This window comes from Streptomyces sp. NBRC 109706, assembly GCF_000974485.1.
Classification (GTDB): domain Bacteria; phylum Actinomycetota; class Actinomycetes; order Streptomycetales; family Streptomycetaceae; genus Streptomyces.
The window spans coordinates 377,555-404,015 of record NZ_BBOM01000005.1; the positions used below are offsets into that span (position 1 = coordinate 377,555).

Here is a 26,461-nt window from a genome sequence, read left to right on the forward strand (position 1 = left end):
GGTCAGCCGACGGTGATGTCGGTGAAGACCGGCACCGAGAAGGGGTTCAGCCGCACATCGCTCAGTCGTTCCGAGTAGCCGGCGGTGCCGTTCTGGTACCACAGCGGGATGGCCGGCAGATCGTCCACCAGCACCTGCTCCGCGTCCTGGAAGAGGCTCACCGAATCGTCCTCGTTGTCCGCCGAGTTGGCCTCGTCGACCAGGGCGTCGAACTCCTCGCTGCTGTAGTCGCCGTCGTTGGAGGAGGCGTCCGTGTAGTAGAGCGGCTGGAGGAAGTTCTGGATCAGCGGATAGTCCATCTGCCAGCCGGTGCGGAACATCCCCGTCATCTCGCGGTTGGTGATCTGGTTGCGGAAGTCGGCGAACGTCGGCACCGGGTTGACGGTGCAGGCGTTCTCGCTCTCCAGGGCGTTGTTGACGCTGTTGCAGACCGCGTCCAGCCACTGTCGGTGGGAGCCGGTGTCCACGTTGGAGGAGAGGGTGACCCGGCCGCCCGGCAGGCCGCCGGCCTCCTCGATCAACTCCTTGGCGCGGTCCGGGTGGTACTCGCAGACCTCGCCGCAGAGCCCCTCCTGGAAGCCGCCGGCGTCGCCGAGCACCGGGGAGGTGAAATCGCTGGCGGGGGTGCGGGTGTCCTGGAAGATCCGCTGGGTGATCTCCTCCCGGTTGATCGCCATCGACAGGCCCTTGCGCAGCTTGACCCCGTCGTCGCCCGACCAGGCGTCGTCGTAGAGCGGGAAGCTGACGGTCTGGATGATCCCGGCCGGCTGGTTGATATAGCGGTCGCCGAGATCGGACTTCGCGTTCTTCAGCTGGGAGGCCGGCACATCGTCGATCAGGTCGAGGTTGCCGGCCTGGAGGTCGGTGTAGGCGGTGTTGTTGTCGGTGTAGACCCGCAGTTCGACGCCCTCGTTCTGCGCGTCGTCCGGCCCGCTGTAGTCCTCGTAGCGGACCAGGTTCATCCGCTGGCTGCGCTGGTAGGAGTCGATCTGGTAGGGGCCGTTGCCGATCGGCTTGGACAGCCAGGCGTCGTGGTCCTCGAAGAACGCCTTCGGCAGCGGGGCGTAGGCGGCGTAGCCCAGGGTCTCCGGCCAGAGCGCGAAGGGCTCGGTGAGCCGGACGGTGAACGTGTGCTCGCCGGTCACCTCAAGGCCGCTGAGGGTGTCGGCGGTGGCCTCGGCCCCCTCCTCCTCGGGGTGGACCTCGTCATAGCCCTCGACGAACTGGAAGAAGTAGCTGGCCACCTGCGCGTTGTCCAGATGCGCGCCGTAGTTCCAGGCGTCCACATAGGAGTCGGCGGTGACCTCGGTGCCGTCCTGGAAGGTCCAGCCCTCCTTGATGGTGACGTCGAAGGTGCGCTGGTCCTCGGTCTCGATCGACTCGGCCATCATGTCCTCGGCCGCGCCGGTCTCCGGGTTGTAGCGCTTGAGCCCCCGGAAGATCATGTCGAGGACCTTGCCGCCCTGCACCTCGTTGGTGTTGGCCGGCTCCAGCGGATGCTGCGGGTCGCCCCAGGAGGCCCGGATCACCCCCGAGCCGCCGCCGTCGCCTCCTGAGTCGCCGCCGCAACCCGTGGCGACCAGCGCGATGGCCGTCACCGCGACAAGGACTGAGCGCAGACGGATGCTGCCGGGCATGGGCGCCTCCTGCGAGGGGAGTGAATGCGGTTGTCCGGCGCCCTGGGGAGTACTCCCGGGTTCACGCCGCGTCCGTCCCTTGTATCCCTATTTACAGCCAATCAGATGCGCAGCATCCCGGAGTGTTGCCCGAAAACCCCCATATGCCGGACCAGCCCGCTGCGTTATCGTCCGGCCATGGCACGCAGGTCCCCCCTCCCCAAGGTGCTGCTGCTCGCCACGTTGGCACTGCTGAGCTGCACCGCTACCGAACAGCCGACCGACGACCCCGCCGCATCCGAGGCGCCCACCCCGACGCCCCGCGCCGTTCCGTCCAGCACCCCACCGCCGATCCCCTCGGCGCCGGAGCTTTCCGGCCAGGTGACGCAGCTCAGTCTCGCCGGACCCGACCACGCCGCCGCCCTACTGATCGACTGCGCCCCCACGGACGGCACCGACGGCCCCGACGGCCCGGAAAACGGTTCCGCCGCTCGGGGCCACTGCGTCTACCGCGTCGCCGTTCTCGAAGGCGACCGCTGGGGGATCAGGGAGACCCCGCTGCCCACCACCCCGGGCGGCGGCAGCCTGTACACCGTGGAGGCGGTGGGCACCGGGGCGCTGCGGGTCTCCAGCGGCGATCGGGACTGGGTCTCCACCGACGGCGGCCTGCACTGGGCCCCCGCCCCGCCCACCGCGCCGGAGACCGTTCCCGAGATCCCCCCTGGCGCCGTGCCGAGACCGGCCGGGCTGAGCGCCGACGACCGGGCCCTCGAAGTGCTGCTGCCGGAGACCGCCGAGGCACGCCGGCTGGCGGAGCAGCCACCGCTGACCGAGCTGGGCCGCCCGGGACCGCTGCCGGGCGGCGGCTGGTGGGTGGCCGGGCTCGATCCGGAGACGGCGGAGCCGGATATCGCCGTCACCCGGGACGCCGGACGCGGCTGGCAGCGGCTCGGGCTGCTCGACGCCGCCCCGACGCCGCATCCACACGACGTCAACTCCCTGGTGCTGGCCGCGGGCCCCACCGACTGGTACGTGCTGGCCAGCGGCAACGCGGCGGTCGGCACCGGCGGCGCGGCGCTGACCACCAGCGTGCTCACCGTCTACCGCAGCTCCGACGAGGGCGCCAGCTGGCGGCCGACCTGGTCGGCCGGATCGGGGCCGGGGCCGCAGTCGCTGGTGGGCACCCCGATCGCCGGCGCCGACGGCAGCCTCACCGTCTACTCGTTCGACGCCATCTACACCAGCACCGACCGGGCGCTGAGCTTCGCCGTCACCCGGCAGGGCGCGCCGCCCGAGCTGCCCGAGCTGACGCCGGCCGGTCATCTCCTCACCGACCTGGGCCAACCCGGGCACTACCGGCTCTCGGCCGACGGGTTCACCTGGCGCACCGTGATCCTCGGTGGACGGGATCCCGGCGGCGCCGGCTGAGACCCGCCGTCAGACGTGCACCACGTCCCGCTCCTCGGCGAAGTGGCAGGCCGAAGGGTGCGCGGCACCGGTCGGCTCGTCGGCCTTCGCCAGGGTGGCCCCGGAGCCTTCGGCGGCCACTGAGCCTTCGGCCGCCTCGGCGTCGTCGGCGCCCTTGGGCCGGAACCGCTCGGGCACCGCCAGCAGCGGCACCTCCTCGGAACACCGGTCCTGCGCCTTCCAGCAGCGGGTGCGGAAGCGGCAGCCGGACGGCGGATTGGCCGGGGACGGCACATCGCCGGCCAGGATGATCCGCTCGCGCGCCTCCCGCACCTCCGGGTCCGGCTGCGGCACGGCGGAGAGCAGCGCCTGGGTGTACGGGTGGGTCGGGTGGTCGTAGATCTCGGTGTCCGTACCGACCTCGGCCAGCTTCCCCAGGTACATCACGCCGACCCGGTCGGAGATGTGCCGCACGATCGACAGGTCGTGCGCGATGAACACATAGGAGAGGTTGAACTCGTTCTGCAGCCGCTCCATCAGGTTGATCACCTGGGCCTGCACCGAGACGTCCAGCGCGGAGACCGGCTCGTCGCAGATGATGATCTCCGGGTTGAGCGCCAGCCCACGGGCGATGCCGATGCGCTGCCGCTGGCCGCCGGAGAACTGGTGCGGATAGCGGTTGATGTACTCGGGGTTGAGCCCGACCACGTCCAACAGCTCCCGCACCTTCGCCTGCCGGTCTCCCTTGGGCGCCACCTCGGGGTGGATCTCGAACGGCTCCCCGATGATGTCGCCCACCGTCATCCGCGGGTTGAGCGAGGTGTACGGGTCCTGGAACACCATCTGGATGTTCCGCCGCACCGCCTTCAACGCCCGCCCCGAGAGCCGGGCGATGTCCTCGCCCTTGTAGCGGATCGTGCCCGACGTCGGCGTCTCCAGGCTCATCAGCAGCTTCGCCACCGTCGACTTGCCGCAGCCCGACTCCCCCACGATGCCCAGCGTCTCGCCCTGGTACAGCTCGAAGGAGACGTCGTCCACGGCCTTGACCGCGCCGATCTGCCGCTTGAACAGGATGCCCTGGGTCAGCGGGAAGTGCTTGACGAGATTGGTCACTTCCAGGATGGGCTCGCCCCGGTCAGCCATGGATCGTCTCCTTCCAGAAGTGGCACGCGCTCCGCCGGCCGCCGATCGGGCCGCCGTCCTGCTCCAGGACCTCGGACAGCGGCGGCGCCTCCGCGCGGCAGATGTCCTCCGCCAGCGGGCAGCGCGGGTTGAACGCGCAGCCCTCGGGGATCGCGGTGAGGCTGGGCGGCATGCCCTGGATCGCGTAGAGGTCCTTGCCCTTGTGGTCCAGGCGCGGGATCGACTCCAGCAGACCCTTGGTGTACGGGTGCGCGGGCCGCTTGTACAGCTCGTGCACCGGGGAGGTCTCCACGATCCGGCCCGCGTACATCACCGCGATCTTGTCGGCGACGTCGGCGACCACGCCCAGGTCGTGGGTGATCAGGATCAGTCCCATCTGGAAGTCCCGCTGCAACTCGGCCAGCAGGTCCATCACCTGGGCCTGCACGGTGACGTCCAGCGCCGTGGTCGGCTCGTCCGCGATGATCACGTCGGGCTCCAGGGCCAGCGCCATCGCGATCATGATTCGCTGCCGCATACCGCCGGAGAACTGGTGCGGATAGTCGTTGACCCGCTCCTTGGCGGCCGGGATGCGCACCCGGTCCATCAGCTCGACGGCCTTGGCCTTGGCCACCTTGCGGCTGTCGCCCCGGTGCACCCGGAACATCTCGCCCAGCTGGTAGCCCACGCTCAGCACCGGGTTGAGCGAGGAGAGCGCGTCCTGGAAGATCATCGCGATCTTGTCGCCGCGCAGCGACTGCCGCTCGTCCTCTGACATCTTGAGCATGTCCTGGCCGCGGTAGAGGATCTCGCCGCCGGTGATCTTCCCCGGCGGCATGTCCAGGATGCCCATGATGGTCTGCGCGGTCACCGACTTGCCGGAGCCCGACTCGCCGAGCACCGCCAGGGTCTCCCCCGCGTCCACCGTGTAGCTGACCCCGTTGACCGCCTTGGCCGCACCCTCCCTGGTGTGGAACTCGACGTGCAGGTCCCGGACTTCGAGCAGCGGAACGCCGGGGATATCCGCCTTGGTCATTTCAATCGACACGCGCGTATCTCCAACTCAGCGCAGCTTGGGGTCGAGGGCGTCACGCACGGCGTCCCCCAGCATCAGGAAGGACAGGATGGTGATGCTCAGCAGGATCGACGGGTAGAGCAGCACATGCGGCGCCACCCGGATCTGCTTCTGCGCCCGGTTGATGTCGCCGCCCCAGGAGATCGCCGGGTCGGAGAGCCCGATGCCCAGGAAGGAGAGCACCGCCTCGGCCGTGATGTAGCCGCCGAGCGCGATCATCGCCACCACGATCACCGGCGCCGCCGCGTTGGGCAGCACATGGCGCAACAGAATGCGCCAGGTGCCCGCCCCCAACGAACGGGCCGCCGTCACATAGTCCGACTGCTTGATGGCGATCACCGAACCGCGCATCACCCTCGCGATGGTGGTCCAGCCCAGGAAGGCCAGTGCCAGCGTCACCGTCCAGATGGTCCTGGTGTCGAACGACACCAGGATCACCATGGCGCCCAGCAGGAAGGGGATGCCCATGAAGGTGTCGGTGATCCGGGAGAGCACCGCGTCCAGCCAGCCGCCGAAGTAGCCGGCGAGCATGCCGATCAGACCGCCGGTGATCAGCACCAGCCCGGTCACACAGATGCCGATGATGATCGAGGCGCGGGTGCCGTAGATCATCCGCGCGTAGATGCTCTGGCCCTGCTGGTTGTAGCCCAGCCACTCCGGCTGGAAGAAGTGGGTCAGCTGCGGCTTCTCCAGATAGCGGTTCTGCAGGTCGGCGGCGCGCGGGCTGACACTGGTGAACCAGCCGGGGAAGGCGGCCATCACCAGCAGGAAGAGGATGATCACCGCCGCTATCAGGAAGCTGGGCTTGCGCACCAGATCGTGGATCGCGTCGGACCAGAGGCTGCGCGGCTTGCCGGGCACCGGCCCCGACTCGGCCATGACCGGCGGCTCGCCGTCGGCGGTGACCCCGACATCGACCTGCTTCGGCACTCCGGCCTTCAGGGACGTGCTGACCTCGGTGGCTTCGAACTCAGGCATAGCGAATCCTTGGGTCGAGGACCGCGTACAGCAGGTCGACGAGCAGCGTGACGACGAGATACACGAGGATGATGAAGGAGACGACCCCCACCACCGTCGCTCCCTCGCGCGAGGTGAGAGCCAGATAGACGGTGCGCCCGATGCCGTGGATGTTGAAGATGCCCTCGGTGACGATGGCACCGGCGAAGAGGCTGCCCAGGTCCACGCCGAGGAAGGTGATCACCGGGATCAGCGAGTTGCGGAGCAGGTGCACCCGCACCGCGCGCGACTTGGAGAGTCCCTTGGCGCGGGCGGTCCGCATGTAGTCGGCGCGCTTGTTCTCCGCGATGGAGGTGCGCGTCAGCCGGGCCACATAGGCCAGCGACAGCGACGCCAACACCACGGCGGGGAGCAGTAGTTGCCCCCAGCTCTCGGAGTCCTGCACGGAGGGCTTGACCAGCCCCCAGCGGACCCCGAAGTAGGTCTGGTAGAGGTAACCGATCACGAAGACCGGCACCGAGATCAGCAGCAGCGTGACGAAGAGGATGACGCGGTCGATCTTGCCACCGGCCCGCAGCCCCGCGATCAGGCCCATGGAGACCCCCACCACCGCGGTGATCGTGAAGGCGAGAAGCGTGAGTCTGACCGTTGCCGGCAGGGCCTCCGTGATCACGTCCCAGACTTCGCGGCGGCTGGCTATCTGGGTGCCGAAGTCGCCCTGGAGCAACCCTGTCAGGTAGTCCCAGTACTGCTTGAGAATGGGCTGATCGAGCCCCAGGCTCTCCTTCATCGCGGCCATCTGGGCCTCGTCCGGGGCGCGTTCGCCCCACAGGGCCCGAATCGGGTCACCGGGCAGGCTGTACATCATCATGAAGATGATGAACGTCGCACCGATGAACACCGGAATCATCTGGAGCAGTCGCCGCACGACATAGCGCCCCATGGGTTCCTCCAGGTAAGTCGGCGGAGCCGACGGGCCGCTCCTTGACGGAGTGGCCCGCCGGCCCCCTTGCACTGCTGGTGTCGTGCTGGCCTTACTTGACCGTGACCTCGGTCAGGATCGGCATGCCGGCGGTGTCGAAGGCGACGTTCTCCACGTTGTTGGAGTAGCCACCGTTGACGTTCTGGAACCACAGCGGGATGGCGGGCATCTCCTCCCAGAGGACCTGCTCGGCCTCCTGGTAGGCGGTGACGGTCTCCTCCAGCGAGGCGGCCTGGTCACCCTGCTCGAACAGCGCGTCGACCTCGGGGTTGTCGAAGCGGCCGTAGTTGGTGGACGAGCGCGAGTGGTACAGCTCGCTCATGAAGTTGGCGTTCAGCGGGTAGTCGGCGAGCCAGCCACCGCGGTAGAACGACTGGACCTCGTTGGCGGCACGCGCCTCCAGGTCGGTGTCGAAGTCCGGCTTGATGTCGAGCGTGCACTCGATGTCGAGCGCGTCGATGATGCTGTTGCAGACGGCCTCGGCCCACTCCTGGTGGCCACCGTCACCGTTGATCTGCAGCACCATCTCGTTGTTCGGGACGCCACCGCCGGCCTCGACCAGGTCGCGCGCCGCCTCGGGGTCGTACTCGGCGATGCCGCCGTCGGCGCCCTCCTGGTAGCCCAGCACACCGGGGGGAGCGAAGCTGTCGGCCGGGGTACGCGAGCCGTTGAGCACGGTCTGCGTGATGGTCTCCCGGTCGATGGCCTTGGAGATGCCCTGGATGACCTGCGGGTCCACGTTCTCCCAGTCGCCGTACTTGACGGGGACGATGGACTGGATGCCGTTGTACGCCTGGGAGATGGCGCGGTCGCCGAGGTCGGTCTCGTAGACCGGCAGGTCCTTCGGGTCCACCTGACGGATGACGTCGAGGTTGTCCGAGAGCAGGTCCTGGTAGGCCGCGTCCAGACCGGTGTAGGCGATGATCTCGACGCCGTCGTTCTTCGCCGCGTTCCTACCGGCGTAGTCCTCGTACGTGCTCAGCTTGATGGACGTGTTGTGGTTCCACTCGTCCAGCCGGTACGGGCCGTTGCCGACCGGGGCCTCGCCGAAGCCCTCGGGGTCGTCGTAGAAGCTGTCGGGCAGCGGGGTGAACGGGGTGTAACCCAGCTTGTAGTTGTAGTACGAGACCGGGTGCGACAGGGCGATCTCGAAGGTCAGATCGTCCACCACGCTCAGACCGGACATCTCCTCGGCGGTGGGCGAACCCTCCTCCGGGTGGACGTCCTCGTAGCCCGCGATGTCGGCGAACCAGAAGCTCGACGACTGGTTGTTGTCGACGTTGGCGGCCCAGTTCCACGCGTTGACGTAGTGCTGGGCGGTCACGTCGGTGCCGTCGTGGAACGTCCAGCCGGAGTTCAACGTGACGGTCCACACCGTGGCGTCCTCGTTGGGCTCGATCGACTCGGCGGCGAGCAGCTCGATCTCACCGCTGTCGTCGAACTCCAGGAGCTTCGAGAAGATGTTGTCCATCACCAGGCCGCCGTAGGCCTCGCTGGTGTCGGAGGGGATCAGCGGGTTCTGCGGCTCGCCGCCGTCGACCCGGACGATGCCGCCTCCCGAGTTCCCGTCGGAAGCGCCATCGCTCGTCGAGTCGTCGTCGTCACTGCCACCACAGGCGGTCGCGGCAAGAGCCACGACTATCGCACTGGCGACCCATTTGGCGCTACGCGCACCACGCATGGGCTTTGCCTCCTTGGGAGTTCAATGTCACTGCTTGAGAAGCCCGGATCACGGAGACGTCTACCCGCGTCACTCGCGTCCGGTTCGCAATGCCCACAACTATTGGGCATAAACCCCGCGCTAACCACCGCCCCCCCATTTCATTTTGATGAAGATAGCAAGGGGATAGGGGTCAAAAACGGACAAATCACCCACTGGACCTCTCCGTTATCCGGACCGATGTGACGTAAATCGCGCCCCATGGTCCGGATAACGGACGAGCCACCTCATAGCGGGCCAGAAAGTCGTTTGACATGTGCGGCCCAATGCCGCCGATGCCCCGCAATGTGCGGATCCCGCCGACACGCTCTCGGCGTCCGGTTCACCGACGCCGGCTCAACAGCCGCCGGCTCACTGCCGCTTGGCCCGCGCCGTGGCCCTGCCACGCGCCCGCTGGTCCAACGTCACCTTACGGATGCGCACCTCCGTCGGCGTCACCTCGACGCACTCGTCCTCGCGGCAGAACTCCAGGGACTGCTCCAGCGAAAGACGGCGCGGCGGCACCAGGTTCTCCGTGGTGTCGGAGGCGGCGGCACGCATATTGGTGAGTTTCTTCTCCTTCGTGATGTTGACGTCCATGTCGTCGGATCGGGAATTCTCCCCGACGATCATGCCCTCGTAGACCTCCGTGCCCGGCTCGACGAAGATCACGCCGCGCTCCTGGAGGTTCAACATCGCGTACGGGGTGGCGACACCGGCCCGGTCGGCCACCAGCGAACCGCTCTTCCGGGTGCGCAGCTCGCCCGCCCAGGGCTCGTGGGTCTCGAAGATGCTGTGCGCGATGCCGGTGCCCCTGGTCTCCGTGAGGAACTCCGTCCGGAAGCCGATCAGCCCGCGCGACGGCACCAGGAACTCCATCCGCACCCAGCCGGAGCCGTGGTTGGTCATCGTCTCCATATGGCCCTTGCGGGACGCCATCAGCTGGGTGATGGCCCCCAGATGCTCCTCGGGAGCGTCGATCGTCATCCGCTCGACGGGCTCGTGCACCTTCCCGTCGATCTCCCGGGTGACCACCTCGGGCTTGCCCACGGTCAGCTCGAAGCCCTCCCGGCGCATCGTCTCCACCAGGATGGCCAGCGCCAGCTCGCCCCGACCCTGCACCTCCCAGGCGTCGGGCCGCTCGGTCGGCAGCACCCGCAGCGAGACGTTGCCGACCAGCTCGCGGTCCAGCCGGTCCTTGACCAGCCGCGCCGTGACCTTGTGCCCCTTGCCGCCCCGGCCGACCAGCGGCGAGGTGTTGGTGCCGATGGTCATGGAGATCGCCGGCTCGTCGACGGTGATCAACGGCAGCGCCTCGGGCCGCTCCGGGTCCGCCAGGGTCTCGCCGATCATGATGTCCGGAATACCGGCGACGGCGCAGATGTCCCCCGGCTCGGCCACCTCGGCCGGCTTGCGGGTAAGGGCCTCCGTCATCATCAGCTCGGTGATCCGCACCTGGGACGAGGAACCGTCGCGCCGCAGCCAGGCCACCGTCTGCCCCTTGCGGAGGCTGCCCTGCCGCACCCGGCAGAGCGCGATCCGGCCGAGGAAGTTGTCCGCGTCCAGGTTGGTGACATGCGCCTGCAGCGGCGCGTCCTCCTCGTACACCGGAGCCGGCACCGACTCCAGCAGCGTGGTGAAGAACGGCTCCAGGCTGTCGCTGTCGTCCGGCACGGTGCCGTCCGCCGGCTGGGTCAGCGAGGCGACGCCGTCCCGGGCGCAGGCGTAGACGATGGGGAACTCGATCTGCTCCTCGTCCGCGTCCAGATCCAGGAAGAGGTCATAGGTCTCGTTCACCACCGCGGAGATCCGGGCGTCGGAACGGTCCGTCTTGTTGATGCACAGGATCACCGGCAGCCGCGCCTGGAGCGCCTTGCGCAGCACGAACCTGGTCTGCGGGAGCGGCCCCTCGGAGGCGTCGACCAGCAGCACCACCGCGTCCACCATCGAGAGCCCACGCTCCACCTCGCCGCCGAAGTCGGCGTGGCCGGGCGTGTCGATGATGTTGATCACCACCGGGTCGCCACCGCCCTTGGGGTGGTAACGGACCGCGGTGTTCTTGGCGAGAATGGTGATGCCCTTCTCCCGCTCAAGGTCCCCGGAGTCCATCATCCGGTCGTCCATCTGCTGGTGTGCGGCGAACGCCCCCGCCTGCCGGAGCATGGCGTCCACCAGCGTGGTCTTGCCGTGGTCGACGTGGGCGACGATGGCGACATTGCGAATGTCGTGGCGCGTAGGCATGGCTGGGCTGTACTCCCGAGTTCGTGGCTGAGACGGCTCGGCAGACAAGGGCCATGCCCGGCGAACCGCTGGGCCCCCCAGCCCCGCACCAGACAGGCCGTGGCTCCGGCCTCGACTGCCATGGTACGGGGCCCGCCGCGCCACCCGCGCGGCACGCCGGCCGGCGGACCGGGCACGGCCCCGGTGTCCACCCCGGCCACGGAGAGCCACGGAGAGCCACGAGGGACCGCACCCGCTCTCCGTCACCGACGCGGCGCGTTCTCGACTGTGCCTACAGGCATATCGCCGAGTGCGCCTTCAGGCCCGTCCTCAGGCCCGTCCTCAGGCACGGAAGCCGATGTCCTGGAACCTGGGGGTGGCCAGACCGAACGCGCCCACGCCGGCCAACTCGCCGTTGACCGCGACCAGCTGAGGCCGTTGGAACAGCGGCAACGAGCCGGCCGCCGCCCAGATCCTGGCGTCAGCCTGGTCCAACAGCCGGTGGTACTCGCTCTCGTCCAGCTCGCCCGCGGCCCGGTCCAACAGCTGGTCGATATGGTCGGTGCCGACCCGGGCGTAGTTCTGCTCGATCAGCAGCTGCCCACCCGGGATGGACTGCGGCTTGGTGAACAGCGGCGTCGCGTCGGTCGCCGGGAAGGCGGTGGCCGGCCAGGAGTAGAGCGCCAGATCGAACGCGCCGGAGACGACATAGCCGTCGAAGAACTCCTCGGCCGGCGCCTCGACGAACTCCGTGCCGATCCCCGCGGTCGCGAGCATCGCCGCGATCCGCCCGGCGACCCGCCGCAACGGCTCGGCGTCGGCGCCGTCCGGCACCACGAAGCGGAGGCTCAACTCCTCCCCGTCCTTGGCCCGCACGGGCGCGGCAGCAGCCGCCTCCAACCGCGCGACCTCCCGCACCGCCTCCTCAGCGACGTCCTGGGCGGTGTCCTGGGCGGTGTCCTGGGCGGACGGCCCAGGCACGGCAGGCACGTCCACCGCGCCGCCGGCCGGCGCGTTGGTGGCCCACGAAACGGTGCCGCCGGGCGCCCCGCCGGCGGCCTCAGCGGCCTCCTGGGCGGACGACTCGGACGCGGCAAGCGCTGACGCGGCCTTGGCGCTGGGCGCTTCGCCCGGGGCGGCAGAAGCTGACACGGCTGTCGCGCCAGCGGCCCGCGAGGTCACGCCGCCAGGGGCCGCAGCTCCCACAACGGCCTTCGGGGCGGACGGCCCGGGAACGGCAGACGCGGCCGTCGCATTGGCGGCTGGCGAAGCGGTGCCGCTGGGCGCGCCGCCCGGGGCGGCAGCCCCCACAACGGCGCCCTGGGCGGACGGCCCAGGGACGGCTGACGCAGCCGCCGCATTGGCGGCCCGCGAAGTGGCGCCGCCGGGCGCCCCGCCCGGGGCCGCAGCCCCCACAACGGCGCCCTCGGCGGACGGCCCAGGAACGGCTGACGCGGCCGTCACATTGGCGGCCCGCGAAGTGGCCGCGCTCACCGTCCGGTTGGCGGCAGCACCACCCACGGCAGCGTCCTCGGCAACCGCGCCGGACGCGGCACGCGCCGGCACGGCCGCCACGTCAACGCCCCGCGAAACGATGGCGGTAACCCCCACAGCGGCGTCTCTGGTGGACCGCCCAGGGACGGCGAAGGCAGCACGCGCCGGCACGGCCGCCGCGCCGGCGGCCGGCGAGGTCGCGCCGCCAGGAAACGCAGCCCCCACAACGGCGTCCTGACCGGACGGCCCGGGAACGGCAGGCGCTGCCCCGGCCATCCCGCTGGCGGCCGGCGAAGGGCCCGCGCTCGCCGCCCAGTTGGCGGCGGCACCACCCACTGCAACCACGCCGGACGCGGCACGCGCCGGCACGGCCGCCGTGCCGGCGGCCGCAGCGGCGTCCTGGGCGGGTAGCCCTGCCGCGGCTGGTGTCGGCGCAACAGCCGGGTCGGCGGGTTGGGTTGCCTCCCCTTCAGGGGTGGGCGGGGTGGGGAGGAAGGAGGCGGCTTGGTGGAGGAGGGCGGCGCGTTGGTGGGCGGTGGGGAGGCGGGGGCTCAGGGGTTGGGCGTGGGTGGGGGTGGACGCGGACTTGCCGTCGGTGGCCGGGTCGGCCGCGTCGGCCGCCTGGTGGCGCCAGCCGACCTCGTCCAGCAGATCGGCCGGTCGGCGGGCGCCCGCGTCGCCGATCGCCTCACTGTTGTCCTGGTACTCGTGTTGGCCGAGAATCCGCACATGGCTGCCGAGTGGCCGTACCGGGAGGCCCGCCGGGCCATGAACGTCCTTGGCCAGTTTCTCGCGGTCGAGTGCGCGGGCGACGGCCCAGCGGACCTGTTCGTCCGCCAGCAGTTCGGAGCTGCCGTTGAGGGTGAGTTGGGTGTAGCTGGGATGGTAGGCACGATGCACGGTGAAGCCGCTCAGCTGTTCCCTAAGCGCCTCCTCGCGGGTCGCGAAGGTGCGCTCTCGGGTCTGTTCGGCGCGGGCCACGGCCGCCGCATAGCGCTGGTCGGCCGTCTCGCTGTCGGCCTCGCCGCTGAGCCGGGCGGTGGCCATCTCGTGGAGCGCGTCCAGCGCCGTCGAGGGTCCCTGGGCGGCGGCGAGGTCGTTCTCCCCCAGCCCCTCCCCCTTCCCGTCGTCGTCCTGGTCGGCGCCGGCCGCGTCGATGCGGTTGGCGTCGGCGGGGGTGACCTCCGCGATGTCCACCGTGCCGTCCAGCAGGGCGGCGCGGCGCTGGGCGCGGGGGACGGCGGTGAGGACGAGTTCGTCCAGCAGCGCCGGGTCTCCCCACCAGGCGTCGTCGCGGGCCAGGGTGACGGTTCCGGCCTCCTCGTCCAGCGAATCGATGCGGAACGGGCCGGCGGAGACGGGGAGTTCGGTGCGCAGGCCCTCGTTGAAGCGTTCGGGGTCGCCGGTCACCCCGGCGGGGTAGAGCGGGCTGAAGAGGGATCGCCACTCGGCGTAGGGCTGGGCGAAGGTGACCTCCACCTGGTGGGGCTCGGGGCCTTCGGCGATCTTCTCGACGCGGTCGTAGCCCTGGGCGCGCGCGGACCAGTAGGCGTGGTCGTCTCCTTTGAGTGCCTTCCATTGGGCGATGAAATCGTCGACGGTGATGGGTTTTCCGTCGTTCCAGGCGGCATCGGGATGCAGTGTGTAGACGACCTGTTGTTTGGGTTCCCTGGCGGTGATCTCGGCGGAGCGCAGATAGTCGGGGTTGCGCTGGGGCTGGCCTTGGGCGTCGATGGTGAAGAGGGTCGGCAGGGTGGCGGCGGCGATCTGTTCGGTGACCTCGTCGGCCTCGTACTGGAACGCGTTGAGGGTGGTGGGGAGTCGGTCGATCGCCCAGCCGGCGCTGCCGCCCTGGCGGAGCGCCGCGCGTTGGGCGGTGGCCACCGACTGGGCGGCGCCGTCGGCGAGCACATCGGGGGTGGCGCCGCCGCCGCAGCCGGCCAGCGCGGGGACGAGGAGCGCGCCGGTGGTGAGCGCCGCGAGCCACGGTGCGGCGCGTGGGCGTGGGGCGCGTCCCGTCGGGTGTCCGCTCCATCTCGCCGCGTGCTCGGTTCCCGTGCCGACGCCTGCCATCGATTGTCCCTCCGACCCACCGGGCGCGATCCGCTTACCCGTTCATCACACGTATCCAGCACTCAAGGCGACCGCAGCCCGAGGACCGTGACGACACGGCGAGAGCGCATGCCAAACCCCGGCGAGACCACCCGCCCGGCCCACCGTTCGAGGTTCGGTGACGGGCCGTCCGATGACGGGCCGTCCGAGAAAAGGTGGGTGGCCGGCCGTCGCCAAGAGCCGGCGGCCCGGCCCGGCGCACGGGTCCCGCACACCGATCCCGCGCCGGAAGAAGAACGAAGGAACCGGCTCACCGAAACGGCGCACAGGGGGAGCACATTGTGTGCGCCGGCGCATAACACCAACGCTATGGCCTGATCCGTGTGCGCTGGGTAAGGCACTGGCGTAAGGTCTGGCATATGCGGAGGTGGGGTGAGTGATGAACGGCAGCAACCTGCACCCCTGGCAGGTGATCCGTCAGGACAAGAACGGCAGCCGCTACCGAATAGGCCACTGCGCCACCAGGGCCGAGGCCCAGCGGCTCATCAAGCGACTACGTCCGGAGAGCGCGACCATCGAGGCCGAGGCGATACCGGCCGAGATGGAGGCGCGCTATCTCGTCGAGCGGGTCGAGCGCGTTGAGGCCGGAGGGCGCGGGCGCCGCTGACGCCATGCACAATCGGGTATAAGGGACATTCAGCCCTGCTTTGCCGGACCCGGCCGGTGAAGGCACCCGACGGGGGACATGGAGCGTTGCACACAGAACCTGCCCGCCCGGGAGGCCGGCTCAGGGCCTCCCCAGGCGGGGCCAGTCAACACTCGCTGCTGGACGTGCTGCGGGTCGGTTTTCTGACGCTGGACTCCACGGACAGGGTCGTGCTGTGGAGCGAAGCGCTCGACGCGATCCTGGGCCGCTCCCAGCGGGAGACCGTAGGCACCCGGCTGGCCGAACTCCTGGCCCCCGAAGAGGACTCCGGCCCCCTCCTCAGCCACCGTCATGTGCTCGAAACCGGCGACTGGCACGGCGTGCTGCCGATGCGTCACCTGGACGGCAGGACCGTCGCGCTCGAATGCCGGGCGAGCGTGCTGCGGGGTGCCGACGACACCCCGCTCATTCTGGCCAATCTCGTCGAAGTGGACCGTCTCAGAGGTGTGGAGGAGGACCTGGCGGCCCTCGACGGGCTGTTCACCGCCTTCCCGCTCGGCGTCGCCATCTTCGACACCTCGCTGCGTTATGCCCGGGTCAACGACGCCCTGCTCCGGCTCCACTCCCTCGGCGACCGGGATCTGCGGGACAAGACCGTGCTCGATGTGCTGCCGAGCCCCGCCGCCCAGGAGCTGTACCGGCTCCAGCGGGAGGTGCTGGACACCGGCCGATCCGTGATCGACCTGGTGACCTCGTCGCCCGGCGGCGACGGCGCGCTCTCCGTCTCGCTGGGCCGCCTGACGGACCGGACGGGCCGGCCGCTGGGCGTCGGATGCACCGTGATGGATATCAGCGAACGACGGGAGGCGCTTGCCAAGATCGAGCGCGCCCGGCAGCGGCTGGCCCTGCTCAACGACGTCGGCAACGCCCTCGGCGATCTGCTGGACGTGCGCCGGATCGCCGAGACCCTGTCCCGCCAACTGGTCCCCAGGTTCGGCGACTTCTCCAGCGTGCTGCTGCTGGCCTCCCTCGTCGACGGCCACGAACCCGAACCCGTCGACGATCTCGACTCGGTGCGGCTGGTCCAGCTCGGCGTCGCCGCCAAACGCCACACCCCGACCATCGACCGCCTGCTGCAGGTCGGCGAGACCATGGCCTTCGCGCCCACCCCGATCCTCGCCTCGGTGCTGGCCCACGGCTCCCCGCATCTGGCCGACAACCAGCAGACGATCACCGAGGGACTGCCGGAGGAGTCGCCGATGGTCGAATCGGTCCGGGGCCTGGGCATCCGGTCCATGCTGACCGTGCCGCTCCGCGCCCGGGGCACCACGCTCGGCCTGCTGCTGATCAGCCGCGCCGAACGACGCACCCCGTTCGATCGCGAGGACCTGGCGCTGGCCACCGAGACGGGCACCCGGGCGGCGATCTTCCTGGACAACGCCCGCCTCTACGCCAGGGAACGCGAGGGCGCGCTGATGCTGCAGCGCAGCCTCCTGCCCCAGTGGCTGCCCGACCTGCCCGGCGTCACGGTGAGCCACCGCTACGTGCCCAGCGCCAGTGGCGCCGAGATCGGCGGGGACTGGTTCGACGTGATCCCGCTCGCCGGCGGCCGGATGGCGTTTGTGATCGGCGATGTCACCGGACACGGGCTGCGCGCCGCCGCCACCATGGGCCAGCTGCGGACCGCCGTGCGCACCCTGGCCACCCTCGATCTGGCGCCCGCCGAACTGCTGCGCCGGATCAACGACCTGGGCAAGGAGATCGCCCAGCACCCGGACGACCCGATGATGGCCACCTGCGCCTATGCCGTCTACGACCCCGCCAGCCGGATCTGCACCATCGCCAAGGCGGGCCATCTCCCGCCCGTGCTGGTCAGCCACGACCCGAAAACGGAACGCTGGCGGGCCGAGCCGCTGGATCTGCCGTCCGGAATGCCGCTGGGGGTCAGCGGGATGCCGTTCGAGGAGGCACGCGTCGAGGTCCCCGAGGACACGCTGCTGGTGCTCTACACCGACGGCCTGATCGAGACCAGGGACGAGGATCTCGGCGTCGGCGTCGGGCGACTCTGCGAGCTGCTGGAGCGCATCTCGGGATCGGACGCCCCGCTCGGCCTGATCTGCGACCATCTGATCGGGGCCCTGCGGCCCAACGTCAAGGACCACGACTCGGACGACATCGCGCTGCTGATCGCCCGGCTCGGCGGCCTGCCGCCGGACCGGCTGGCCTCCTGGACGTTCCCCGCGGAGCGTCAGGTGGTGCGCGAGGCGCGCCGGGTGGTCGTGGAGACGCTGCGCGGCTGGGGTCTGGACGCCCTGATCGACCAGGCAGAACTGCTGGTCAGCGAGTTGGTCACCAATGCCGTGCGCCATGCCCACGGGCCGGTGGAGCTGCGGGTGGTGCGCGGCTCAACCCTGCTGATCGAGGTCACCGACCCCGCGCTCGACCCCCCACGGGAACGCACGACCACCCCCGAGGACGAGGGTGGTCGAGGGCTGTCACTGGTCTCCCGGGAGGCCCGCCGCTGGGGCACCAGGCGCGGATCCACCGGGAAGACCGTCTGGTTCGAACTGACCACGGCGCCCTGAACCATGGCCATGGCCTGAGCCGGCCGGCTCAGGCGGCCAACACCGCCTCCACCGCCGAGGAGCGACGTATCAACCGCCGCGCCGTGCCCACGCTGGCGACCAGCGTGATCAGCACCGCGAACCCAGCCACCGCGCCATGGATGCCCCAGACCCAGCCGTCCGACGGGAACCAGACGCCGGCCCGCGCATGGGCGAACGGCACCAGCGCCGTCAGCGAGGCCAGCAGCCCGAAGACCACCCCCGCGCCCGCGACCAGAGCGGACTCGGCCCCCACCATGCGCAGCACCTGCCCGGGCGTGGCCCCGGCCAGCCGCTGTTGGCCGAACTCCCGACGGCGGAAGGCCGTCGCCGCGACCAGGGTGTTGACCAGCATGATGCAGCAGAAGGCCGCGATGATGCCGACCACCACATAGTTCATCGTCTCCATCGTCCGGCTCTCCTCAAGCACCACCGCGCCCTCGGCCTTGAGCTGGACGTTCTCCAGCCGCTGCATGGCGAGCGTGCCGGCCGTGACCGTGGTGAACAGCGTCACCGGCATCACCGCCCTGGCCAACTCCCCCGTGCGCCGGCGGACGTTGCCCACCGCCAACTGGCCGCTGACGCCGCCCAGCAGCCGCACCGGCCAGCCCAGCAGCACCGTCGTCACCCGAAGCAGCACGGGCGCCAGCAGCGCCACCGTGAGCGCGGCGGCCACCACTCCTGGCCCGGCGGACATGAAGACGTCCACGCCCTCGCCGTCCATCACGGTCAGCGTGGTCACCACGGCGCCGGCGGTGGCGGCCAGGCCCAACAGCGCGCCGATCCAGCGCCACCGCCCCATCAACGGCCCGGCTTCCCCGGCGCCCGCCGCGTCGACCATCGCCTCCACGGCCCGCATCCGGGTGGCCCGACGGGCCGTCAACAGCGCGCCGACCAGGGCCGCCGTCAGCCCGTTGGCCACGCCCATGGACACCGCGGCCGGGCCGAAGACATGCTCGATCCCCGCATCCACCTGGCCGGTCTCCCGCAGGGCCGCGAAGAGCAGCCGCCCCAACAGCATCGACGCGGGGACCGCCAGCGCCACGGCGGCCAGCGCCAGCAGCATCGTCTCCCCCACGATCAGCCGCCGCACCTGGCCAGGGGTGGCCCCCACGCTCTTCAACAGGGCCATCTCCCTGGCGCGTTGTCGTACCGTCAGCGACATGGTGGACACGACCGCGAAGATCACCAGGGCCAGGCCGTAGCCCCCGACCACAAAGGCCATCGTCTCCAGCGTCTCGACGCTGCTCTCCGGCACCCCGGGCCCGCCCGCGGTGTCCAGCAGGGAGCCGAACGCCATCACCATGGCCGCGCCGAAGAACACGGCGAGAAACCCCGCGACAAAGCCGCCGGGCCGCTTGGCCAGCGAACGCATCGCCATCAGCAACATCTCAGGCCCCCGCGGCGATCGTGTCGGCTGCCTCGGCCGCGTCCCAGGCGCCGAGCCTCGTCATCCGCTCGGCCACCGCCTCGGCGCTGGGCCGGACCAGCGTGCCGACCAGCCGGCCGTCGGCGAGGAAGAGCACCTGGTCCGCACAGGCGGCGGCCACCGGATCGTGGGTGACCATCACCACCGTGCGGCCATGGACCCGCACCGCCTCGCCGAGCAGACCGAGCACCTCGCGGGCGCTACGGGTGTCCAGCGCGCCGGTGGGCTCGTCGGCGAAGATCACATCAGGCTCCGTCACCAACGCCCGGGTGATGGCGACGCGTTGCTGCTGGCCGCCGGAGAGCTGCGCGGGCAGATGCCGCAGCCGCTCCCCGAGGCCCAACTGCTCCAGCGTGCGCACCGCCCGCCGCCGATCGACCTTGCGGCCGGCCAGCCGCAGCGGGAGCGTGACGTTCTGCAGCACGGTCAGCGTGGGCAGCAGGTTGAACTGCTGGAAGACGAAGCCGATGCGCTGCCGGCGCAGCCTGGTCAGCTCCGCCTCGCCGCTGCCCGCCAACTCGGCGCCCGCCACCACGACCCGGCCGCCGGACGGCTGATCCAACCCGGCGGCGCACTGCAGCAGCGTGCTCTTCCCCGAGCCCGAAGGCCCCATCACCGCCGTGAAGCTTCCCGTGGGCAGCGACAGCGTGATCCCGTCCAGCGCCCTGACCGCCGTACCGGCCGCGCCGTGGCCGCCGTACACCTTGTGCACGGAGACCATGCGCAGCGCCTCGGCCGAACCGGCCGCCCCCGTGTCCGTTCCTCGGAACATCGCCCACTCCTCTGCTCTGACAACGCCCGTCCGCGCCATCACCCTTGACGCTACGGAGCGGCAGAGGCCGGAACGATGGGGGCGGACACCGAACCGGGGTGGCGCTGGCACCACCCCGCCGGGGACCGGCCGGGCCCACCCCTCAGCGCACCGGCAGGTGGTAGGCGACGCGGAACCGATCGGCCGGCACCACCACGTCCGCCGTCTCCACCGGCAGACAGCCGGCCCGGTAGGTACGGCGGATGACCAGCACCGGATGCCCCGGCAGGCCCCCCAGCACCCGGGCCTCCGCGGCCAGGGCCGGCCTGGCCTCGACCTCCTCGGCGACGTTGTCGACGATCACATCGATCGCGGCCATCCGCTCCACCACCCCGCGCCCGGCGAGCGGGCCCTGCTCGGGCAGCACCACCGGCGTGCGGCCGGTGAGCCCCAGCGGCTCCCAGGAGGTGGAGACCATCGCCGGCTCCGTCCCCACCCGGAACACATAGCGCGTGCACATCACCGGATCGCCCGGCTCCACCCGCAGCCGCTCCGCGACCCCTGGCGAGGCCTCGCCCCGCTCGCTCTGCGCCTCCCAGGTGCCGCGCACCCGCTCGTCGGCCTGCTCCTGCCGGAAGGGCGAGCACTCCCCCAACGTGCGGTATCCGCTGCGTGCGATGGTGCGCGGCACCGGGCGCTCCCGCACATAGGTGCCCGATCCCGACCTCCCCTCGACCAGGCCCTCGGCCATGAGCACCTTCCTGGCCTCCAGCGCCACCGTGTCGGAGACCCCGTACGAGGCCCGAATGCTGGCCTGCGAGGGGAGCCGGGTGTGTGGTGGCAGGCTGCCGTCGGTGATCTGCTGCCGAAGGTCGTCCGCGACCCGGAGATACGCGGGCTGTTCACCGAATGACACAGGCCCCTCCCACAGTTGCTTCCGATTTATGCTGACAAACAGCAACAGCTTGACAACAGAAAGTTGCCAACCGCAAGGGACGGCCAGAGTTTCACTCGAAGTGATGACCGCCGGTCCGGCAGCCGGACACCTGACGCGACGTCACGCGTAACGCCAATCCCCCGGGCGGACAAGTACAGGTGTGGAACCAACGAAGCACGCACTCGTACGAGCCGGCGATCCGGAGGCCTTCCGGGAGCTGTTCCGCGCTCATGCGCGGCTGATCGACGGCTATGCCCTGCGCGCGACCGGCGATCCGACACTGGCCGAGGACGTGGTGTCCCTGACCTTCCTGGAGGCATGGCGGCTCCGCGAGCAGGTCAGGGACGAGGGCCCCAGCCTCCGCCCCTGGCTGATGGGAACAGCCCTCAACACCCTGCGCAACTCCTCGCGTTCCAGACGCCGTTACCAACACGCCCTGGCCCGGTTGCCGAGCGCCCGGGCGGCGCCCGACATCGCCGACGAGGTGGTCGGCCGGATCACGGACGCCGGCCGGGTGGCGGCGGCCCGCCGCGCCCTGGCGTTCTCCGATCTGCTGCCGCCCGGCATCGAGGACGGCGTCTACGAGGCGCTGGGCCGCGTGCCGGGGATCGAAGTGCTGGAGGACACCGAGGACGCCGCGGGACGCGCCGCCGTGGGCCTGGCCCGCACCGACGCCGAGGCCGGCACCCGGTCCGCCTATCTCCTCGACCCCGAGACCTTCCGCTACCTCGGCTTCCAGCAGATCCAGGCCACGGAACACAACGACATCCCGGCGGGCACGCTCCTGGACGAATACGCCCTGCTCGAACTGGGCGTGGTCGACGAGCAGAAACAACGCCCCGGCCAGGGCAACGGCGCGGCATGACGCCGCAGGCTTCGCAGGGAGGCAGGCCGCCTCGGTGGTCGACCATGTCCTGGAAGACCGTGCCCATGTCGAGGGTTCGCCGGGGGACGGCACCGGCCCGTTCCGGAGAGTCCCTTGACGGCCCTCTGTTCGCCGCACCGGCGAGGTGGTGACGCGCGCCCGCTACACGTTGAAGCGGAACTCCACCACATCGCCGTCGCGCATCACATAGTCCTTGCCCTCCATCCGGGCCCGGCCGCGGGCGCGGGCCTCGGTGACGGAGCCGGCTTCGACGAGGTCGTCGAAGGAGATGACCTCGGCCTTGATGAAGCCCTTCTGGAAGTCGGTGTGGATCACGCCGGCGGCCTCGGGGGCGGTGGCGCCCTGCTTGATCGTCCAGGCCCTGGCCTCCTTGGGCCCGGCCGTGAGGTAGGTCTGCAGGCCGAGGGTGGCGAAGCCGACCCGGGCCAGGGTGGCGAGGCCCGGCTCGTCCTGGCCGACGGTCTGGAGGAGTTCGAGCGCCTCGTCCTCCTCCAGCTCGGCGAGGTCGGCCTCCAGCTTGGCGTTGAGGAAGATCGCCTCGGCGGGCGCGACCAGCGCCCGCTGCTCCTCCTTGAACGCCTCGTCGGTCAGCTCGTCCTCGTCCACGTTGAAGAGATAGAGGAACGGCTTCACCGTCAGCAGATGCAGCTCGCGCAGCGGCTCCGCGCGCTCGCTGCCCTGGGCGATGCCAGCGGCGAAGAGGGTGCGCCCCTCCTCCAGGATCGCCTGCGCCTCCTCCACCGCGCGGACCAGCGGCTGCTTGTCCTTCTTGACCCTGGCCTCCTTCTGGAGCCGGGGCAGCACCTTCTCGATGGTCTGGAGATCGGCCAGGATCAGCTCGGTGTCGATGGTCTCGATATCGCTCTTGGGCGAGACCTTGCCGTCCACATGGACCACGTTCTCGTCACGGAAGGCCCTGATCACCTGGCAGATCGCGTCCGACTCACGGATGTTGGCCAGGAACTTGTTCCCCAGGCCCTCGCCCTCGCTGGCGCCGCGCACGATGCCCGCGATGTCGACGAAGTCCACCGTGGCCGGGAGCACCCGCTGGGAGGAGAACACCTCGGCCAGCTTGTGGAGCCGGGGGTCGGGGACGCCGACCACGCCGATGTTGGGCTCGATGGTGGCGAACGGGTAGTTGGCCGCGAGCACGTCGTTCTTGGTCAGGGCGTTGAACAGCGTGGACTTGCCGACGTTGGGCAGGCCGACGATTCCGATCGTGAGCGACACGTGAGACTTCCCGGAACGAGTGAGGGGTGGACGCGGCTCACCAGTCTACGGGCGCCCCGGGGAGCACCCGCCGGGCGCGGTCATATCGACCGTTAAGCGTGTCCCGCCAGGCGCGGCCCCACCAGCGGCTTACGTTGGACCGGTGGAACACAGCACGCACACAACTCGGCACCCTCGGCAACATTCCGCCGTGGCGCGCCGGCGGGTGCCTCGACCCGCAGGGGCGACGCCGGCCTCGGCCCGGGCGAGAACCGGCGGGCCGCGCCGGGCGCCGGTCCTGGTCGCCCTCGGCCGACTCCCCCGCCCGCGACTCACCGGCCTCGGCTGCGGGGTGCTGGCCACCTCGGCGATGGTGGTGGCCGCCTGGTTCTGCGAGCTGCTCGGCGGGGCGCCCACCCTCTACGGGGTGCTGTTCGTGTTGGCGTCGGTCGCGGCGGCCGGCTGGGTCAGGCCCGCCGAGCTGATCTGTGGGCCGATCGCCGCTCCCATCGCCTTCGCCGTCGGCCTGTTGGCCACCAGCGGCCCCATGAACACCGTCACCGAGCTGGCGCTCCGCGCCCCCTGGCTCTTCGTGGGCACCGGCATCGCGCTCTGGATCGTCCTGGTGCGCAAGGGCCTTCAGCTGCTCCGCCGCCGGCTGAGCCGGGGCCGCTGAGCCCCAGCCGGAAGCCCGCCCGGGACCGACCGGCCCTCAGCCGTTGACCTTGGCCGCCGCCTCGGCACGCAGATCCCTGCGCAGCTCCTTGGGCAGCGAGAACTGGATGTGCTCGTCCATCGGCTGGACCAGCTCCACATCGGCGAAGCCGCGCTCGGTCAGCCACTCCAGCACGCCCTCCACCAGGACCTCGGGCACCGAGGCACCCGAGGAGAGGCCCACCGTGCGGACCCCGTCCAGCCAGGACTCGTCGATCTCCGAGGCGTTGTCCACCAGATGGGCGGCGCGGGCGCCGGCGCCGAGCGCCACCTCGACCATGCGGACCGAGTTCGAGGAGTTCCTGGAGCCGACGACCAGCACCAACTCAGCGTCGGCGGCGACCTTCTTGATGGCGGTCTGACGGTTCTGGGTGGCGTAGCAGATATCGTCGCTCGGCGGGCTGACCAGCTGCGGGAACCGGCCCTTGAGGGCGTCGACGGTCTCCATGGTCTCGTCCACCGAGAGGGTGGTCTGGGAGAGCCAGACGACCCTCTCCGGGTCCCTGACCTCGACGTTCGCCACATCCTCCGGGCCGTCGACCAGGGTGATGTGCTCGGGCGCCTCCCCGCTGGTCCCGATGACCTCCTCGTGGCCCTCGTGACCGATCAGCAGGATGTCGAAGTCGTCCTTGGCGAACCGGACGGCTTCCTTGTGCACCTTGGTGACCAGCGGGCAGGTGGCGTCGATGGTGGCCAACTTTCCGCGCTCCGCCTCCCGATGCACCTCGGGTGACACCCCGTGCGCGGAGAAGATCACGATTTCACCCTCGGGGACCTCCGCCGTCTCCTCGACGAAGATGGCGCCCTTCTGCTCCAGGGTGCGCACCACATACTTGTTGTGCACGATCTCGTGCCGCACGTAGACGGGGGCGCCGTACTGCTTGAGTGCCTGCTCAACGGCTATCACGGCGCGGTCAACGCCCGCGCAGTAGCCCCGAGGGGCGGCCAGTAGGACGCGACGACGCTCGGTGTCTTCAGCCATGCGCCCCATCGTAGAGGGGCCGGCGGGAGAAGGAAGGGCCCCGCTGTCAGTGGTCGGCGTTAGCGTGAGACCCATGGCAGCGACGCAGACTTCGGCGGATGCGCCGATCCCGGTCGGCGAGGTCTCCCGGCTCATCGGCGGCTGGATCGACCGGTTGGGCGCGGTGTGGGTGGAGGGGCAGATCACCCAGCTCTCCCGCCGCCCGGGCTTCGGGGTGGTCTTCCTCACCCTCCGCGATCCGGCGCGGGACGTCTCGCTCCGGGTCACCTGCTTCCGTGGCGTCTTCGACCGGGTCGCCGACGTGATAAGCGAGGGCGCCCGGGTGGTGGTCCTGGGCAAGCCCGAGTGGTACGCACCGCGTGGCGAGTTGTCGCTGCGGGCCGCGGAGATCCGCGCGGTCGGGGTGGGTGAGCTGCTGCTCCGGCTGGAGCGCCTGCGGGTGGCGCTGGCGGGCGAGGGGCTGTTCGCCGCCGAGCGGAAGCGGCCCCTGCCCTTCCTGCCGGGGAATATCGGCCTGGTGACGGGGCGGGCGTCGGCCGCCGAGCGCGATGTGCTGGAGAACGCCAGGCTCCGTTGGCCGGCGGTGCGGTTCACGGTGCGCAATGTCGCGGTGCAGGGCGTGCAGGCGGTGCCCCAGGTGATCGAAGCCGTCCGGGAGTTGGACGCCGACCCCGGGGTCGAAGTGATCATCGTGGCCAGGGGCGGGGGCAGCGTGGAGGATCTGCTGCCGTTCTCCGACGAGCGGTTGGTGCGCGCGGTCGCCGACTGCCGCACGCCGGTGGTCTCCGCGATCGGCCATGAGCCGGACACCCCGCTGCTGGATCTGGTGGCCGATCTCCGCGCCTCCACCCCCACCGACGCGGCCAAGCGCACGGTGCCCGACGTGGGCGAGGAGCTGTCCAGGATCGAGGAGTTGCGCCGGCGGGCGCGCTGGTCCGTGGAGTCGCTGCTGGGTCGGGAGGAGCGGGGCCTGGCCGGCGTCTGCTCCCGGCCGGTGCTGGCCGAGCCGCGCCGGATGGTGGACGACCGCGCGGCGGAGCTGACCTCCCTGGTCGAGCGCTCCCGGCGCACGCTGGGGCATCGGCTGGAGGCGGCGAGCGCCGATCTGGCGCACACCCGCGCCCGGGTGGTGGCTCTCTCCCCCGCCGCCACCCTGCGCCGGGGCTATGCGGTGCTGCGCCGCACGGACGGGGCCGTGGTCAGGGCGGCGGCCGAGGTCGCCCCGGGTGAGCCGCTGCGGGCCCTGGTCGCCGAGGGCGAGTTCGCGGTGACGGTCCGGGAGGCGCATGACGAGCGGGTGGACGGCGTCGGCCGTTCGGATGGCGTGCCGGGTGGCGCGTCGGGAGGCATAGGGTGATGGCCATGACGGAGCCGGACGAGGGAGCGACGCTCAGCTACGAGCAGGCGCGGGACGAGCTGGTCGACGTCGTCCGGCGGTTGGAGACGGGCGGGGCGACCCTGGAGGAGTCGCTGGCGCTGTGGGAGCGCGGCGAGGAGCTGGCGCGTATCTGCGGTCGCTGGCTGGAGGGTGCCAGGGCCAGGCTGGACGCCGCGCTGGCGGAGCGGGACGAGACGGCGGACACCGCCGGTGAAGAGGAGGGAAAGGCCACGGGGGAAGCGAGGGAAGCGGGGAAAGCGGGGGAAGGGGAATAGCCGGCCGGGGGCGTCTCGTTCCCGTTG

Annotated in this window: 20 protein-coding genes; 7 read left to right on the forward strand and 13 right to left on the reverse strand. The window is 70.6% G+C overall.

Features of this window, described 5'->3' with window-relative positions:
• Positions 1-2: 2 nt before the first annotated feature.
• Positions 3-1,637: an ABC transporter substrate-binding protein gene (locus AOM46_RS06625; protein WP_062206956.1), complete on the reverse strand. Its 1,635-nt coding sequence runs from the start codon at positions 1,635-1,637 to the stop codon at positions 3-5.
• 177 nt (positions 1,638-1,814) lie between these two features.
• Here AOM46_RS06625 and AOM46_RS06630 point away from each other — a divergent pair, with 177 nt between their 5' ends.
• The gene (locus AOM46_RS06630; RefSeq protein ID WP_062206959.1) at positions 1,815-3,044 is read left to right on the forward strand and encodes a hypothetical protein; all 1,230 of its coding nucleotides are present in this window, start codon (positions 1,815-1,817) and stop codon (positions 3,042-3,044) included.
• 9 nt (positions 3,045-3,053) lie between these two features.
• Here the strand turns inward: AOM46_RS06630 and AOM46_RS06635 are convergent, their stop codons facing one another.
• From AOM46_RS06635 to AOM46_RS35800, 7 genes are all read right to left on the reverse strand, one after another.
• Positions 3,054-4,166, reverse strand: a complete 1,113-nt coding sequence (locus tag AOM46_RS06635) for an ABC transporter ATP-binding protein (protein ID WP_062206961.1) — start codon at positions 4,164-4,166, stop codon at positions 3,054-3,056.
• Positions 4,159-5,181 (reverse strand): ABC transporter ATP-binding protein, encoded by a 1,023-nt coding sequence (locus tag AOM46_RS06640; protein ID WP_062206963.1) that lies wholly within the window; start codon positions 5,179-5,181, stop codon positions 4,159-4,161. The genes AOM46_RS06635 and AOM46_RS06640 overlap by 8 nt, the downstream gene beginning before the upstream one ends.
• A 27-nt stretch (positions 5,182-5,208) precedes the next feature.
• On the reverse strand, positions 5,209-6,198 hold the full coding sequence (locus tag AOM46_RS06645) for an ABC transporter permease (protein ID WP_062206965.1): 990 nt from the start codon (positions 6,196-6,198) through the stop codon (positions 5,209-5,211).
• Positions 6,191-7,120, reverse strand: coding sequence for an ABC transporter permease (locus AOM46_RS06650; RefSeq protein ID WP_062206968.1), 930 nt, complete (start codon positions 7,118-7,120; stop codon positions 6,191-6,193). The genes AOM46_RS06645 and AOM46_RS06650 overlap by 8 nt, the downstream gene beginning before the upstream one ends.
• 91 nt (positions 7,121-7,211) lie before the next feature.
• Positions 7,212-8,840 (reverse strand): ABC transporter substrate-binding protein, encoded by a 1,629-nt coding sequence (locus AOM46_RS06655; RefSeq protein ID WP_062206970.1) that lies wholly within the window; start codon positions 8,838-8,840, stop codon positions 7,212-7,214.
• A gap of 390 nt (positions 8,841-9,230) precedes the next feature.
• Complete coding sequence (gene typA / locus AOM46_RS06660; RefSeq protein WP_062206973.1) at positions 9,231-11,099, reverse strand: translational GTPase TypA; 1,869 nt, start codon at positions 11,097-11,099, stop codon at positions 9,231-9,233.
• Positions 11,100-11,420: 321 nt separating this feature from the next.
• Complete coding sequence (locus tag AOM46_RS35800) at positions 11,421-14,645, reverse strand: ABC transporter substrate-binding protein (RefSeq protein ID WP_062206974.1); 3,225 nt, start codon at positions 14,643-14,645, stop codon at positions 11,421-11,423.
• A gap of 418 nt (positions 14,646-15,063) precedes the next feature.
• Between AOM46_RS35800 and AOM46_RS06670 the strand changes: the two genes are divergently transcribed.
• Together AOM46_RS06670 and AOM46_RS06675 are read left to right on the forward strand one after the other, a co-directional pair.
• Positions 15,064-15,291, forward strand: coding sequence for an SPOR domain-containing protein (locus AOM46_RS06670; protein WP_062206976.1), 228 nt, complete (start codon positions 15,064-15,066; stop codon positions 15,289-15,291).
• Positions 15,292-15,377: 86 nt separating this feature from the next.
• Positions 15,378-17,855, forward strand: coding sequence for a SpoIIE family protein phosphatase (locus tag AOM46_RS06675; protein ID WP_062206979.1), 2,478 nt, complete (start codon positions 15,378-15,380; stop codon positions 17,853-17,855).
• Between the two features lie 28 nt (positions 17,856-17,883).
• Here AOM46_RS06675 and AOM46_RS06680 read toward each other — a convergent pair whose 3' ends face one another.
• The 3 genes from AOM46_RS06680 to AOM46_RS06690 form a co-directional block, all read right to left on the reverse strand.
• Positions 17,884-19,254, reverse strand: coding sequence for an ABC transporter permease (locus tag AOM46_RS06680; RefSeq protein WP_234313660.1), 1,371 nt, complete (start codon positions 19,252-19,254; stop codon positions 17,884-17,886).
• Between the two features lie 10 nt (positions 19,255-19,264).
• Positions 19,265-20,074: an ABC transporter ATP-binding protein gene (locus tag AOM46_RS06685; protein WP_062206983.1), complete on the reverse strand. Its 810-nt coding sequence runs from the start codon at positions 20,072-20,074 to the stop codon at positions 19,265-19,267.
• A gap of 142 nt (positions 20,075-20,216) precedes the next feature.
• Complete coding sequence (locus AOM46_RS06690; RefSeq protein WP_062206985.1) at positions 20,217-20,969, reverse strand: GntR family transcriptional regulator; 753 nt, start codon at positions 20,967-20,969, stop codon at positions 20,217-20,219.
• Positions 20,970-21,150: 181 nt separating this feature from the next.
• Between AOM46_RS06690 and AOM46_RS06695 the strand changes: the two genes are divergently transcribed.
• Complete coding sequence (locus AOM46_RS06695; RefSeq protein WP_062206988.1) at positions 21,151-21,855, forward strand: sigma factor; 705 nt, start codon at positions 21,151-21,153, stop codon at positions 21,853-21,855.
• A gap of 162 nt (positions 21,856-22,017) precedes the next feature.
• On the opposite strand, the gene ychF is transcribed toward AOM46_RS06695, so the two are convergent.
• Positions 22,018-23,106 (reverse strand): redox-regulated ATPase YchF, encoded by a 1,089-nt coding sequence (ychF, locus tag AOM46_RS06700; RefSeq protein ID WP_062206989.1) that lies wholly within the window; start codon positions 23,104-23,106, stop codon positions 22,018-22,020.
• A 205-nt stretch (positions 23,107-23,311) separates the two neighbouring features.
• On the opposite strand from ychF, the gene AOM46_RS06705 reads away from it, so the two are divergent.
• Entirely contained in the window at positions 23,312-23,761 is a 450-nt protein-coding gene (locus AOM46_RS06705; protein ID WP_234313661.1) for a DUF6542 domain-containing protein, read from the forward strand.
• A 36-nt stretch (positions 23,762-23,797) separates the two neighbouring features.
• Here AOM46_RS06705 and AOM46_RS06710 read toward each other — a convergent pair whose 3' ends face one another.
• Entirely contained in the window at positions 23,798-24,790 is a 993-nt protein-coding gene (locus AOM46_RS06710; protein ID WP_078856547.1) for a 4-hydroxy-3-methylbut-2-enyl diphosphate reductase, read from the reverse strand.
• A 64-nt stretch (positions 24,791-24,854) separates the two neighbouring features.
• Between AOM46_RS06710 and xseA the strand changes: the two genes are divergently transcribed.
• Together xseA and AOM46_RS06720 are read left to right on the forward strand one after the other, a co-directional pair.
• Positions 24,855-26,138 carry an exodeoxyribonuclease VII large subunit gene (gene xseA, locus AOM46_RS06715; protein WP_062206993.1) on the forward strand — a complete coding sequence of 428 codons (1,284 nt, stop codon included), beginning with the start codon at positions 24,855-24,857 and terminating at the stop codon, positions 26,136-26,138.
• Complete coding sequence (locus tag AOM46_RS06720; protein WP_062208603.1) at positions 26,138-26,434, forward strand: exodeoxyribonuclease VII small subunit; 297 nt, start codon at positions 26,138-26,140, stop codon at positions 26,432-26,434. The genes xseA and AOM46_RS06720 overlap by 1 nt, the downstream gene beginning before the upstream one ends.
• Positions 26,435-26,461 lie beyond the last annotated feature (27 nt).

Bases quoted from the DNA above. Each gene is read 5' to 3' on its own strand.
- AOM46_RS06655 (WP_062206970.1), bottom strand. From the start codon at position 8,840: ATGCGTGGTGCGCGTAGCGCCAAATGGGTCGCCAGTGCGATAGTCGTG.
- AOM46_RS06645 (WP_062206965.1), bottom strand. From the start codon at position 6,198: ATGCCTGAGTTCGAAGCCACCGAGGTCAGCACGTCCCTGAAGGCCGGA.
- AOM46_RS06710 (WP_078856547.1), bottom strand. From the start codon at position 24,790: ATGGGGCGCATGGCTGAAGACACCGAGCGTCGTCGCGTCCTACTGGCC.
- AOM46_RS06680 (WP_234313660.1), bottom strand. From the start codon at position 19,254: ATGGCGATGCGTTCGCTGGCCAAGCGGCCCGGCGGCTTTGTCGCGGGG.
- AOM46_RS06630 (WP_062206959.1), top strand. From the start codon at position 1,815: ATGGCACGCAGGTCCCCCCTCCCCAAGGTGCTGCTGCTCGCCACGTTG.
- AOM46_RS06625 (WP_062206956.1), bottom strand. From the start codon at position 1,637: ATGCCCGGCAGCATCCGTCTGCGCTCAGTCCTTGTCGCGGTGACGGCC.
- typA (WP_062206973.1), bottom strand. From the start codon at position 11,099: ATGCCTACGCGCCACGACATTCGCAATGTCGCCATCGTCGCCCACGTC.
- AOM46_RS06670 (WP_062206976.1), top strand. From the start codon at position 15,064: ATGAACGGCAGCAACCTGCACCCCTGGCAGGTGATCCGTCAGGACAAG.
- AOM46_RS06650 (WP_062206968.1), bottom strand. From the start codon at position 7,120: ATGGGGCGCTATGTCGTGCGGCGACTGCTCCAGATGATTCCGGTGTTC.
- AOM46_RS06685 (WP_062206983.1), bottom strand. From the start codon at position 20,074: ATGTTCCGAGGAACGGACACGGGGGCGGCCGGTTCGGCCGAGGCGCTG.
- AOM46_RS35800 (WP_062206974.1), bottom strand. From the start codon at position 14,645: ATGGCAGGCGTCGGCACGGGAACCGAGCACGCGGCGAGATGGAGCGGA.
- AOM46_RS06720 (WP_062208603.1), top strand. From the start codon at position 26,138: ATGGCCATGACGGAGCCGGACGAGGGAGCGACGCTCAGCTACGAGCAG.
- AOM46_RS06635 (WP_062206961.1), bottom strand. From the start codon at position 4,166: ATGGCTGACCGGGGCGAGCCCATCCTGGAAGTGACCAATCTCGTCAAG.
- AOM46_RS06640 (WP_062206963.1), bottom strand. From the start codon at position 5,181: ATGACCAAGGCGGATATCCCCGGCGTTCCGCTGCTCGAAGTCCGGGAC.
- xseA (WP_062206993.1), top strand. From the start codon at position 24,855: ATGGCAGCGACGCAGACTTCGGCGGATGCGCCGATCCCGGTCGGCGAG.